Annotated in this window: 9 protein-coding genes and 2 pseudogenes; 7 read left to right on the forward strand and 4 right to left on the reverse strand. The window is 63.6% G+C overall.

The genetic code is table 11. The features are described from left to right. Positions 1-180 precede the first annotated feature (180 nt). A complete protein-coding gene (locus G205_RS08005; RefSeq protein ID WP_009357545.1) occupies positions 181-1,122 on the reverse strand; it encodes a LysR family transcriptional regulator in 942 nt (313 codons plus the stop codon). A 122-nt stretch (positions 1,123-1,244) separates the two neighbouring features. Between G205_RS08005 and G205_RS08010 the strand changes: the two genes are divergently transcribed. The 4 genes from G205_RS08010 to G205_RS08025 all read left to right on the forward strand — a co-directional run bounded on the left by G205_RS08010 (position 1,245) and on the right by G205_RS08025 (position 4,826). After that, a complete protein-coding gene (locus tag G205_RS08010) occupies positions 1,245-2,237 on the forward strand; it encodes a DUF1852 domain-containing protein (protein ID WP_009357546.1) in 993 nt (330 codons plus the stop codon). A 20-nt stretch (positions 2,238-2,257) separates the two neighbouring features. Beyond that, the gene (locus tag G205_RS08015) at positions 2,258-3,304 is read left to right on the forward strand and encodes a methionine synthase (RefSeq protein ID WP_009357547.1); all 1,047 of its coding nucleotides are present in this window, start codon (positions 2,258-2,260) and stop codon (positions 3,302-3,304) included. A 2-nt stretch (positions 3,305-3,306) separates the two neighbouring features. Then, entirely contained in the window at positions 3,307-3,879 is a 573-nt protein-coding gene (locus G205_RS08020) for a flavin reductase family protein (RefSeq protein WP_009357548.1), read from the forward strand. Between the two features lie 182 nt (positions 3,880-4,061). After that, positions 4,062-4,826: a YoaK family protein gene (locus tag G205_RS08025; RefSeq protein WP_160166601.1), complete on the forward strand. Its 765-nt coding sequence runs from the start codon at positions 4,062-4,064 to the stop codon at positions 4,824-4,826. Between the two features lie 320 nt (positions 4,827-5,146). On the opposite strand, the gene G205_RS08030 is transcribed toward G205_RS08025, so the two are convergent. The 3 genes from G205_RS08030 to G205_RS08040 form a co-directional block, all read right to left on the reverse strand. Beyond that, positions 5,147-5,392: a hypothetical protein gene (locus tag G205_RS08030; RefSeq protein WP_009357550.1), complete on the reverse strand. Its 246-nt coding sequence runs from the start codon at positions 5,390-5,392 to the stop codon at positions 5,147-5,149. A gap of 102 nt (positions 5,393-5,494) precedes the next feature. Then, positions 5,495-7,507, reverse strand: a complete 2,013-nt coding sequence (locus tag G205_RS08035; RefSeq protein WP_009357551.1) for a DNRLRE domain-containing protein — start codon at positions 7,505-7,507, stop codon at positions 5,495-5,497. A gap of 447 nt (positions 7,508-7,954) precedes the next feature. Continuing rightward, complete coding sequence (locus G205_RS08040) at positions 7,955-8,401, reverse strand: hypothetical protein (RefSeq protein ID WP_052014072.1); 447 nt, start codon at positions 8,399-8,401, stop codon at positions 7,955-7,957. 340 nt (positions 8,402-8,741) lie between these two features. Here G205_RS08040 and G205_RS08045 point away from each other — a divergent pair, with 340 nt between their 5' ends. The 3 genes and pseudogenes from G205_RS08045 (at position 8,742) to G205_RS08055 (ending at position 13,288) form a co-directional block, all read left to right on the forward strand. Continuing rightward, entirely contained in the window at positions 8,742-10,958 is a 2,217-nt protein-coding gene (locus G205_RS08045; RefSeq protein WP_009357553.1) for a catalase, read from the forward strand. Between the two features lie 177 nt (positions 10,959-11,135). Next, a pseudogene (locus tag G205_RS08050) lies at positions 11,136-12,334 on the forward strand (pyridoxal phosphate-dependent aminotransferase). Beyond that, positions 12,331-13,288: pseudogene (locus tag G205_RS08055) on the forward strand (2-hydroxyacid dehydrogenase). Before G205_RS08050 ends, G205_RS08055 begins: the two co-directional pseudogenes overlap by 4 nt. Positions 13,289-13,325 lie beyond the last annotated feature (37 nt).

Below are 13,325 nucleotides of genomic sequence, written 5' to 3' on the forward strand. Positions count from 1 at the left end.
AAAACCCGAGCGTTCCGCTCGGGCTGGATCGTCACCACCTGGAACAGGCCAGTTTCCTCGCTGGCGTTCGCCCCGGCCATGCCAACGACGGCGACGGGCATGTGCGATACCAGCAGCCCGCCCGGCTGCAACAAACACGTCCGATCACCGAAGGGGTAAAGACCGCCCGCTCAACAGCAGTCAGTCGAGTAGCGCTACGCCGAACTCAGCGACGACGGCCCGCAATTCCCTGAGGTAGCGCTGCGCTTGGTCGGTAAGCGGAATCGCGGCGTGGCCGATCCAGCCGATCTCGATGCGTTCGTCAACGTCGAGCGGGATGGCGACGATCTCCGGGTCCAGCTGCCCGCTGATGATGCCCGTCGAGATCGTGTAGCCGTGGAGCCCGATCATGAGGTTGAAGATCGTCGCACGGTCAGAGACCCGGATCTCCTGCTTACTGGACAGGGTGGAGAGAATCTCCTCGGCGAAGTAAAAAGAGTTGTTCGCACCTTGATCGAAGGTTAGCCGCGGCAAGCCGGCGAGATCGGCGAGAGTCGCACGCTCTTTTGAGGCGAGCGGGTTGTTCCGTGAAATGAAAATGTGCGGTTCGGCGAGGAAAAGCGGAGTGAACGCGAGCCCGGATTCCCGGAGCAGCTTGTCGATGATCTTCCGGTTGAAATCGTTCCGGTAGAGGATGCCTATCTCGCTGCGGAGCGTCCGGACATCCTCGATGATGTCCCAGGTGCGGGACTCCCTGAGCGAGAACTCGTATTCGGCGACCTCGGTGGCCTTGACCATCCGGACGAAGGCGTCCACCGCGAACGAGTAGTGCTGCGTTGAGACCCCGAGCAGACGTCGCGTCGGTGGCCTGCCAAGGTATCGCTGCTCGAGGAGAGCGAATTGCTCGACGACCTGCCTCGCATAGCCGAGGAACTCTGCCCCGTCGGCGGTGAGGGTGACCCCGCGGGCTGAGCGAACCAGGAGCGCACGGCCCACCCGGGCCTCAAGGTCCTTCATCGCCGCGGACATTGTCGGCTGCGCTACGTAGAGAAGATCGGCAGCCGCGGAGATCGACCCCTCAGCTGCAACCTCAATGAAGTACCGGAGCTGCTGCAGGGTCAGTCCGCTCGAAGGCTGGGGCATAGGAATATCCTATATGAATGCATAGCATCGCCTAGTTACCCGATACCCCCCTGAAGTCAGCACCATGGATACATCCCCTTCTGAAAGGCCGACGCCGGCCATCATCAACGGATTGGCAGCGCATGGCAGACGACTTCACCTTCAGCATCAGCACGACCCGCTTCGACGAGGACTACTCCCCGTCGGAAGGCTCCCGGATCACGACGAACTTCGCCAACCTCGCACGGGGCGAGCACCGCCAGGAGAACCTCCGCAACGCCTTGACCATGATCCGGCGCCGCTTCAACGATCTCGCAGACTGGGACAACCCGGACCGGGACCGCTACACGCTCGAGCTTAATATCGTCTCCGCGCAGATTGAGTTCACTGCGGAAGGTACGGATCAGCAGTTCCCCCTGTTCGAGGTTCTCGACATCCAGATCATCGACCTGCTGAACGGGGTCCGCCACCAAGGAATCGTCGGGAACAACTTCTCCTCCTACGTCCGTGACTTCGACTTCAGCGTCGTACTGCCGGCGGCAGCGGGGGACTCAGGCAAGCCCACCGTTCCCGAAGACTTCGGCGACCTTCACGGCAAGCTGTTCCAGCACTTTCTCAATTCCCCGGTAGGTCAGGAACGCTTTCCGCAGCCGCCGGTGGTCTGCATCAGCGTTTCCACGACCAAGACGTACCGGCAAACCGGGAACCGTCACCCGGTCCTCGGTGTCGAGTACAAACAGGACGATTTCTCGCTGACGGACGCGTACTTCGGAAAAATGGGGCTGCAGGTCCGCTACTTCATGCCACGCGGCAGCGTGGCTCCCCTCGCCTTCTATTTCCGCGGCGACCTGCTCAACGACTACTCCAACCTGCAGCTCATCGGCACGATCAGCACCATGGAGACGTTCCAAAAGATTTACCGCCCGGAGGTCTACAACGCGAACTCTGCCGCCGCCGCCGTCTACCAGCCGAGCCTGGGCGAGCAGGATTACTCGCGGACCCAGATCGCTTACGACCGCGTCGAGCGCAGCCAGCTCGCGCTCACGCAGGCGAAGTACACGGAGGAGCACTTCATCACGCCCCACAAGGATCTGTTGGACCAGTGGACCGCCAACTACCCCGCTCTCGTCAACTGACCCACGGAGAATCGCCAATCATGAACACACTGTTGCCCACCACCCTTGTCGGAAGCCTGCCGAAACCATCGTGGCTCGCCCAGCCGGAGACTCTGTGGTCCCCGTGGAAGCTGGAGGGAGATGCGCTGCTCGAGGGCAAGCAGGATGCGCTGCGCATCGCCATCCACGAGCAGAGCCGGCGCGGCATCGACATCGTCAGCGACGGCGAGCAAACCCGCCAGCATTTCGTCACCACCTTCATTGAGCACCTCAGCGGGGTGGACTTTGAACAGCGTAAAACCGTGCGCATCCGCGACCGCTACGACGCGAGCGTACCGACCGTCGTCGGACCGGTGGGCCGCGAGCGGCCGGTATTCGTCGAAGACGCAAAGTTCCTCCGCGCAGCGACCGACCGGCCGATCAAATGGACTCTTCCCGGCCCGATGACCATGGTGGACACACTCTACGATGACCACTATAGGAGCCGCGAGAAGCTGGCCTGGGAGTTTGCCGCGATCCTGAACCAGGAAGCGAAGGAACTGGAGGCCGCCGGCGTGGACATCATCCAGTTCGACGAGCCCGCATTCAATGTCTTCCTCGATGAGGTCAAGGACTGGGGCGTGGCCGCGCTTGAGAGAGCGGCGGAAGGACTGCGTGCGGAGACCGCCGTGCATATCTGCTACGGCTACGGGATCAAGGCGAATACTGACTGGAAGGCGACGCTCGGCTCACAGTGGCGGCAGTACGAGGAAACGTTCCCGCTGCTGCAGAGCTCCAGCATCGACATCATCTCGCTGGAATCCCAGAACTCGCACGTGCCCATGGACCTCATCGAGCTCCTTCGCGGCAAGAAAGTCATGCTCGGGGCAATCGACGTCGCAAGCGAGACCGTCGAAACCCCGGAGGAGGTCGCCAACACCCTCCGCAAGGCACTGCGGTTCGTCGATGCGGACAAGCTCATCCCCAGCTCGAACTGCGGCATGGCACCGTTCCCGCGGGACGTCGCACTGGCCAAGCTGAGTGCCCTCAGTGCGGGGACAAGCATCGTTCGCGAGGAACTCGCCCGCTCCGTCCCCAGGGTGTCATAACGGTGTTTGACGCCTACCCCCCAGACACCTGGCTCGAGGCTCCGCGGCAAAGCTTCCCGTCCTCCCTCTCGGCCGATGAATTCAAAGCACTGTTCCGTGGGCACCCGGGAGGTGTCGCCGTCGTCACGGCCGATGCCGGCGAAGGGCCTGTGGCGCTGACGGTATCGTCGGTCGTGTCGGTGAGCGCGGACCCTCCGTTGCTGATCTTCTCGGTCTCGGCACTGTCTTCTGCGTCCGAGGTGCTGTCGCGCGCCGAAACCGTCGTCGTGCACCTGCTGGACGCGCACGACGTCGGCTTGGCGAAGTTTGGAGCGACCCCCGGCGCCGACCGCTTCGACCAGACGCACCGCTGGTCGGCCCTTGCAACCGGCGAAGCGGTGTATGACGATGTCCGCGCCTGGGTGCGCTGCGCCGTCATCGATCGCATGGAGGTGGGGACCTCCACAATCATCGCCGTTCACGCCCTCGAGTCCCGCGTGATGCGTGACGTCCACGCGGGCGAACCCGGCGACGCTCTGGTTTACCACAACCGTTCATGGCACCGTCTGGGCGAGCACTCCAAGCTTGAAGGCTGAGCGCCGCGCCAACAATGCGAGGTGGCAAGCCGAACGGCTCACGACGGCGGGAGGATAACTCCCGTGAAGATCCCACCGAAAGCGCTATAGCGGCGTACTTGTCCAGAGTTATTTGGACAATAAGCGACGGTCACACCTCCCGCCAGGCTGCAGCCCTTCAGAATCATTCAGGAGATTCAAAAATGACCACATCCCTACATACCCCATCTGCCGCACCCAGTGCCGGACTTGGTAATCAAGCAGACGAAGCACAGGTCCTGGCCGAGAAGCGCTGGAATGTGCAGTTGCTTGGGCTCCTAATGGTCCTGACTTTTGGGACTGGGATCGTCGATGCAGTCGGTTATCTCGCCCTTGACCACGTCTTCATCGGAAACATGACGGGGAACGTGGTGATACTGGGCATGGCCATGGCGGGAGCAGATGGCCTTCCAGTGCTAGGTCCTCTGACAGCGATGGTGTGTTTCTCAATCGGCGCCGCGGTGACCGGGCTGGTACTGGGAAAACGATCTGCGGAATGGCGCCTGCCAATCACGGTGCTGCTGCTTGTGGCAGGGTTCCTTCTTTGCTCCCTCGGGGCCCTAGCTTCCCTGGTCGACAATAATCTCACCACCGACGTCCGAGTGATCATCTCTTCATTGGCGGCAGCTGCAATGGGAATTCAGGCATGTGTAGCCCGAAAGCTCGCGGTCCGGGAAATGACAACCGTGGTCGTGACCTCCACATTAACCGCGTTGTCGGGTGAGCTTTTCCTCGTAAGGGGGCACAAGGGATTGCTGAACCGGAGAAGTGCTGCGATTGTTGTGCTTCTTCTTGGGGCGGCTCTTGGCGCGCTGCTTGCCGGCGCCGGAGCCGGCCCTGCTTTGATCGTTTCCGGAGCCCTGATAGTTGTTGTGGCATTGCTGGGGCAATGGGGAGCCCGGATTCATCGTTCCTGCCTATCTACCTGAGCCGAGGCGCCGAAGACTCTCAGTCCAACTCCATGGGGGAGCAGTTTAGAAGGGTGCGCCCTTTCTAGTGCCCGCATATGGTGCGGACAGCTGAGACGGCAGCTGTTCCGCACTGCCCCGAAGAAGTGCCGCGTCGGACACCGCTGCTTGGCCTTTCCGTCCTGAAGGACGCACCGCTTGGGAAGCGGTCGGCCAAGGGCTGAGCCTTATGGCCAGCTATCCGGGTCGGCTCCCAGTGTTTCAGTCCTCGATGCGGAGGGAACCGTCGGGAGTGGCACTAGCTATCGCGGGAAGTCAGCTATCTGGTCATCCTTGTGGCGTCAGCTGTTCAGCTCGTACCACTTGCGGTTCTGCACTGCGTTGGTCCCGTCCACGTGCAGGCATCCACCGCTGCACACTGACCTGTCCACGCAGAACCCTGTGCCGTCCTCTTGGGTGGCATAGCACAGGGATGGTGCGACTGTGCCGTTGGCTGATGGGTCTTCGTTCTTGGGTGGTTCGGTGTTCTGTGCCGGGGCTTTGTCCGCGCCGCCGACTGCTGATGCGATGGTGCCTGCTGCGACCACTGCTGTTACTGCTGCTGTAGCAGCTTTCCTTATGCGCATGGTGGTACTTCCTTTCCGGCAGAGGGTGAGCCCCCACAATTGGGGGCCCACCCTTTCTCTTGCTTATGGTGCGGGGCGTGATCCGCTGTCGGTTTGCATGGCGCCGTGAACAGGCTTGAACTCCCATGAGTAGGAACCGTCAGCCTTCAAGCTCATCCGCAGATGCCCCCACGTGTCGCTAAACCGTTTCTGCATGTAGCTTGGCGAGCTCGTGAACGCACGCAGGCTGATGCCGCCCGTGGACACCTGGAACTGCTGCATCCCGTCAGTGGTGCAAACGTCACTCTTGTTCACCGGGCAGGTCCGCTCATAGTTGTGCTGCGAACCGGACAGCAGCACCCGCACCCGGTGCTTGTCGAACACGTCAATCCATGGCTTGCCCTGGGTGAAGCGGCTGTGGCTGGACGTGTTGGACGTGAAGTACGGGTCATGGTAGACAACCGCCAGGTGCTTGCCCGCGGCTTTGGCCCGCGCGAGGTCCGCGTCGAACTCTGCGGTCATTTGGCTTGCCCGCGTGGAGTTGTAACGCCATACCGCCGTGGGAGCAAACAGGATGTGCCAGTTGCCCTTATCAATTGCATACCATTCCAGCGCGTCCTGGAACCTGCCCAGTGTGGTGCTGGTAGCTGACTTGGACGTGCTCACACACTGCCCGTCCATGTAGCGGTCCAGGTCGTCGTTCCGGCCCGGCTCCACGTCATGGTTCGGCCCAGGCGTCCAGTAGGTCTTGGACTTGATTGGCCCCCAGTTGCGTTCATAGTTCGCGTAGGAATCATTGCCCGAGCCACAGGTACCGACGCTGTACTGGAAATCACCTACGCCGATGAAGTTGTCCAGCGCTCCACTGTCCAGCGCGCCCCGGATGCTGGCCGCGTTCTTCCCGGAAGCCGAATTGGGGTCCGTCACCCCGGACGGGTTCATATCACCCGTAGCGGCGAAGTCGAACGTATCTCCGCTGGCCGGCGGCGTGATGGGTGTGGGTGTGGGTGTGGGTGTTGGTGACGGCGCGGCCACGTTGTAGACGCGTACCCAGTCCACCCGCATTTCCCCGGCCCCGTCAGCCGTGCTGTCCGGGAACCAGTCCAGCTGCAGCGTTTGGTGCATGGGGCCGGGAGGTTGATGTGCCGGGTCCCTGTCCTCGAACCACTTCACGCCGTCCACGTAACCAACGATGCCCTTGTCGGTCCACTCGACCGCGTAGTTGTGGAACTGGGACACATCGAGGGCCTTCTGCGCCGATGTTTGTTTGTTCTCGCAGGAGTAGTGGTGGAAGAACTTGATGACGTTCCAAGCGCCATCAGTTTCGGCGTAGTCAATTTCGCCGTCGCACGGCCAGTTCTCACTGTCCGGCCAAAGGATGGACACCATGTGATATTCGTTGTCACCGGATCCTGCTGCCCGGACTTCCCACCGCCCATACTTGCGTTTGTCGAACTTGGCGCCCATGCCGGCGGTGGTGCCGTTAGGCGTGCCGTTGATCACGAGTTTGGAGCCGTCAACGGTGGCCTGCTGAGGTGAGCGGATGCCGTTGCCCGCGTGGCCGGCGCTGTTGTAGACGGTCCACTTGGCCGGGTCAGGTGCCCCGGTGTAGTTGAATTCGTCCCCGGCCACTGGGGTACCCCAGTTGAAAGTAGCGGCGGCGGTGGTGCCGTCACCCGGCGGCTGCGTTGGCGTTGTGGTGACAGCTTCCGTAGTGACTACCAGGCGCGGGCGCCGAGCCGGATCCGCGGACTCGTCAGATTTGAAGCCCACCCACTTTTGCCCGTTCGTTTCGAGCTTCAGATTGTTCTCGCCGGCCGTCACACCCTTGGTCACGTCCCACTCCACCCAAGCGCCTGCGGCAAAGCCGCCGGTCTTCCCGAGCCAAGTTCCCCGTGCAGGTGCGTTGTTCCACGTCACGCCGGTTTCAGTCCAGCCGCCCGCCGTGGTGTAAACGTCCACGTACTCACTCGCGGTTGTGGACGCTTCCGAGTAGGCCCTCAGCTTGGCCGACGTGATCTTTTCGCCAGCCGGGACCGTGACGTTGAAGCGCAGCAGGCCATGACGCCAGATGTTCGTCCGGCCTTCCGTCGACAACGGACGCTGGACCCGAAGTTCTCCGTTGGCCGGTCCGCCTGCACGTACGTGTCGGCGGCGGCCAGGACAGTAACCGGACCCGCCGCGCTCACGGTCCCGCCGCCCACGACGGCAAGTGTAACAAGCATGGCTAACGTTGCTAGGGCGGCAGCGGTCCTCCGCAGGGTGGTTCTCATGGCAGTGCCCTCCATGGTGTTAGGGGTTTTGGCTATGCCTTGCCCCACCCTGCCGTCGCAGGACCGGTGTTGGCCGACGTATGAGTGGCCGGTAGCCAAATCATAGATGAACGTGTGACTTGTGTGACAGACGTTGAGTTTGGGGCGGAAGTATGGGTCAGCCAATTGCGGGACCCCTTCAATGCAGCACCCTTGACCATCCTGAATAACATCGAGCTAGCCCCCGCCCAGCTCTCAGCAACGGAAAGACGGTCGTGGAAGAACCGGAAGGTTAGAGGCCGAACCGCTCCTGCGCAGTCCGGGCGGACGTGCCGAGGGCGGCGCCGATTGCCTCCCAGGAGTCTCCGTTTGCGCGGGCAGCCCGGACGGCGGCTTTCAGTTCGGCCTCGGCCTTCGCGGCAGCCGTGCGGGCAGCGGTGATCCGGCGGAAATCTGCGGCAGTCCTGTCGGTGTGAGGTGCCGGGCTGAGGCGAAGGAGTGTGCCATCCACCCGGAGCGGCGCGACCAGTTGCTCGATGTGCAGGACGTAGCCTTCTTCGGGCCGGCGCTGTATGTAGGCAGTGAGGACGGTCTTTCCCTCGCCGTCCTCAAAGTCCACTTTCCCGTAGCTCTCACTCGGGCCAACAGGCCAAGGACGCGGCCGCAACCGCCCTGATGTCTCATACTGCGCCAGCTCGCCGGCCCTGACCTCGGGGACTTGTGCTTCGCGTGGGGTCATCCTGACCGTTCTCCTTCAGGGTGTCTTGCCATGGGATCCGGGTGGGTTCGCAGTGGCATTGGGCGGCGCTCCAGTACAGATACCAGTACAAGCCGCCACGGGTTGAAGCGCACGAGTACCCAGTACTTGTTCCTTCCCGATTTGGGCACGGCCCGGGGCCCGATCGACAAGGGAGTAACTCCAGGGGCACACCTATGCGGGTATCCGGGCCAGCACTGACGGCCGCTGCAGGGTTGGGGGATTTGTGGCAGAAAGCATCGTTGCCTAGGGTACTAAGCACGCTTAGTATCTTGGTTTCGACAGCGGACTGCCAGATTGCCCATCCTGAGGAGAAGAATTCGTGCCAGAAGAGAGCAACATCCACATCCCCGGCGTCCCCACCAGCGAGCCCGCCAGCCTGGAGGAACCGACAACCCCGCGGGAGCCGCTGCCGCCAAAGCCGGACCAGCGAGGACCTGAAGCGGTTTCAGCCACTGGAAGCCCGACGGGGGCGCCGGCCACGGCGCGGGCCCAGTCCGGCCAGTACCTGACTACCGCCCAGGGGTTGCGCGTTCGCGACACCGACCACTCCCTGAAGGCCGGTTCGCGCGGTCCGATCCTGTTGCAGGACCACCACCTGCGGGAGAAGATCACGCACTTTGACCACGAACGCATTCCCGAGCGGGTGGTGCACGCCCGTGGCGCCGGGGCCCACGGCGTCTTCCGTTCCTACGGCACTGCTGCAAACATCACCCGCGCGGGCTTCCTGGCCAAGGATGTGGAGACTCCGGTTTTCGTCCGCTTTTCCACCGTGCTGGGTTCCCGTGGCTCTGCTGACACGGTCCGGGACACCCGGGGCTTTTCCACCAAGTTCTACACGGACGAGGGCACCTACGACCTGGTGGGCAACAACATCCCCGTCTTCTTCGTCCAGGACGGGATTAAGTTTCCGGACATCGTTCACGCCGCGAAGCCGCACCCGGACCGGGAAATTCCCCAGGCGCAGAGTGCCCATGACACGTTCTGGGATTTCGTCTCCCTGCACACCGAGGCCCAGGCGCACACGATGTGGAACATGTCCGACAGGGGAATCCCGCGTTCCTACCGGACCATGGAGGGCTTCGGCGTCCACACGTTCCGGTTCATCAATGCCGAGGGCCGCACCACCCTGGTGAAGTTCCACTGGAAGCCGAAGCAGGGCGTTCACTCCTTGGTTTGGGAAGAAGCGCAGATCATCAACGGTATGGATCCGGACTTCCACCGGCGGGACCTCGCCGACGCCATCGAAGCAGGGGCCTACCCTGAGTGGGAGCTTGGCGTCCAGACGTTCCCGGACACCGAGGACCAGATGTTCGAAGGCATCGACCTGCTGGACCCCACCAAATTCGTTCCCGAAGAACTGGCTCCGGTCCAGCCCATTGGCGTCATGACCCTCAACGCCAATCCCACCAACTACTTCGCCGAAACCGAACAGGTGGCCTTCCATCCGGGCCACCTCGTCCCCGGGATCGATGTCACCAATGACCCCCTGCTCCAGGTGCGCCTCTTCTCCTACCTCGACACCCAGATCTCCCGGCTGGGCGGGCCCAACTTCGGCCAGATTCCCATCAACCGTCCGCACGCCCCGGTGAATGACATGCTGCGGGACGGCATGCACCAGCAGGCGGTCCATGGCGGAGCGGCTCCCTACCATCCCAACTCGCTCGACGGCGGCTGCCCGTTCCTCGCCGGACAGGACCTTGGCGCATTCATCGACGTGCCGGAGGAAGTGGCTGCCTCCATCAAGGAGCGCAGGAACCCGGCATCCTTCGATGACCACTACAGCCAGGTGGGTCTCTTCTACCGCAGTCTCAGTCCCGTGGAGCAGGACCACGTGATCCAGGCCTACACCTTCGAGCTGGGCAAGTGCTACGAGAAGTCCATCCGCGAACGGCAGCTTGCAGCCCTGGCCAACGTGGACGCCGGCCTGTGCGCAGCGGTAGCCAAGGGCCTGGGCCTCCCCGCCCCGCAGGCAACAGAGCAGGTTGCGGAGTCCGACCCCAGCCCCGCATTGTCCCAGGTGGGCAAAACCTGGCCCGTCGCCGGCCGCGTGGTCGGGATCCTCGCCGATGGGAACAGCGACCTTGCTGCCGTGAACGCAGCACGAAAGGCGCTGGACGCCGAGGGGATCGTCCCCCTGGTCATCGCCCCGCAGGGCGGCTTCCTTGGGTCAGAGAACGACGGCGGGGTCCCCGTGCAGCGGACGTACCTCACCGCCCGCTCCACGGAGTTCGACGCCGTCATCGTTGCGGCTTCTGCCGCTCCGGCGCCCGACGCCGAACCAGGACTGGACGCCAAGGCCGGCGCCCCCGGGAGTGCACTGGATCCACGGGCTGTCCTGCTGCTGACTGAAGCATTTCGTCATGCCAAGGCCATTGGCTCCTTGGACGCCAGCAAGGGTGTCCTGACGGCGGCAGGCATACCTGGGGATGCCCCAGGAATAGCTGCCGGGGAGAACGCTGAAGCCTTGGTCACAGAATTGACCGGGCTCTTGGCGGCCCACCGCGTCTGGGAACGGTTCCCGGTGACGTCCGCCTAGGTACTCCAGGAAGGCCAACGAAGGGAGGGGAGTGCCGCCGTCGTTCCGTCGGCCGGCGTTCCCCTCTCTGCGTCTCCATTAATCTTCGAGAAAGCCTATATATCAAAGCGTGCAATCTGATATATTAGCCAGCGGATCGGCAGTACCGATTGTCAACTCGATGAGGAGTGGAACAGCATGCAGCAACTCGCACACCGGCTCGACCGGCTGGGCACCGAGACGGCCTTCAGCGTCGCGCAGGCCGCCGCGTCCTGGAAGGCGCAGGGGAACCGGGTCTACCCGTTCCACCTCGGCGACATCAACACCCCGACGGCCCCGCACATCGTCGAGGCGATGAACAAGGCCATCGCGGACGGCTACACGGGCTACTGCCCGGGCCCCGGCATCCCGCAGCTGCGGGAGGCCCTTGCCGAGGACATCGGCTCGCGCCGCGGCATCCAGTTCTCGCCGGACAACGTGGTGGTCATGACCGGCGGCAAGCCCGTCATCACCAAGTTCCTCCAGGCGGTCATGAACCCCGGCCAGGAAGTGCTCTACCCGAACCCCGGCTTCCCCATCTACGAATCCCAGATCGAATACCTCGGCGGCACGTCCGTTGCCTACCGCTACGTGCCCACCTCCACGGGCTTCGCAATCGACCTGGACCAGATCCGCGCATCGATCACCCCCAACACGGTCGCCATCATCTACAACGACCTGCAGAACCCCATCTCCGCGGAATCCACTGCCGCGGAACGCGAGGCCATCGCGCAGATCGCGATCGAGCACGATCTTTGGGTGCTCTCCGACGAGGCGTACTTCGAGACCCGCTACGAGGGCGTCTCGAACTCGATCGCGTCCCTGCCCGGCATGGCAGAACGCACCGTCATCCTCTACACGTTCAGCAAGAAGTTCGCGATGACGGGCTCGCGCCTCGGTTGCGCCGTCGCCCCGGTCGAGATCGCCAAGGTGCTCAGCACGCTCAACACCAATGACGAATCCTGCACCACGCACTACGTGCAGTGGGCCGGCATCGAAGCACTCCGCGGTTCCCAAGAGCCGGTACAGCAGATGCTGGACGTCCTCAAGACACGGCGGGACGCGGCCTGCGAGCTCCTAAACGGGATCCCCGGCATGCACGTCGCCGTCCCGCAGTCCACGTTCTACCTGTTCCCGGACGTCACCGAGGCCATGGAGCGCCTGGCTACACCGCGGTGGGCGATTTCGCCACCGAAGCCCTCTACAAGACCGGCGTCTCCTTCTGCACGCGTGAGCACTTCGGCCGCCGCCAGCCCGGCGAAGACCGGCAGTACATCCGCCTGGCCTACTCGGGCATCGACGTTCCGGACATCCGTGAAGGCCTCGGCCGCCTGCGTGAGTGGATCGAAACCGCATGAGCCGCGTCGTCGTCACGGGACGCATCCCCGAAGCAGCACTCGAGAAGCTCCGCGCCGAGCATGAAGTCGACGCCTGGGCAGGCCCGGAATCCATCAGCCGCGAGGAACTGCTGCGCCGGGTAGCCGGCGTGGACGCCGTCGTCAGCCTGCTCACCGAACGCATCGACGCCGAACTGCTCGACGCCGCCGGCCCGCAGCTCAAAGTCGTGGCCAACGTCGCCGTCGGCTACGACAACATTAACGTCCCGGCCTGCACAGAGCGGGGCGTCGTGGCCACCAACACCCCGGGCGTGCTCATCGACGCCACGGCCGACATCGCGCTCAGCCTCATCCTCATGGCCACCCGCCGGCTTGGCGAGGGGGAGCGCCTCATCCGCTCCGGCGAGGCCTGGAAGTGGGGCATGTTCTTCCTCCTGGGCAGCAGCCTCAAGGGCAAGACCCTCGGCGTGGTCGGCATGGGCGGCATCGGCCAGGCCACCGCACGCCGTGCCAAGCGTTCGGCATGGAGATCGTCTACCAGTCCCGCAGCGAAATCGATCCCGCCGTCGCCTCTGAACTGGGCGCCCGGCGGGTGGACCTCGACGAACTGCTCGCCGTCTCCGACGTCGTGTCCCTGCACTGCCCCTACGGCCCCGCCACGCACCACCTCATCGGCGCGGAGCAGCTGGCAGCGATGAAGGACTCGGCGTACCTGGTCAACACCGCCCGCGGACCCATCGTCGACGAAGCGGCACTCGCCGCCGCACTGCGCGATGGCATCATCGCGGGAGCCGGCCTGGACGTCTACGAGCAGGAGCCGACCGTGCATCCCGGGCTGCTGGACCTTGACAACGTGGTCCTGCTGCCCCACCTGGCTCCGCCACCGTCGAGACACGCACCGCGATGGCGATGCTCGCCGCGGACAACGCGCTCGCCGTGCTCAGCGGGAACCAGCCGCCTGCCCCCATAGGGTAACAGGCCACAGCTGCCGTGCCGCAGATTTCCGGGGGAA

The sequence above is a fragment of the Arthrobacter nitrophenolicus genome (assembly GCF_000332815.1).
Taxonomy (GTDB): Bacteria; Actinomycetota; Actinomycetes; order Actinomycetales; family Micrococcaceae; genus Arthrobacter; species Arthrobacter nitrophenolicus.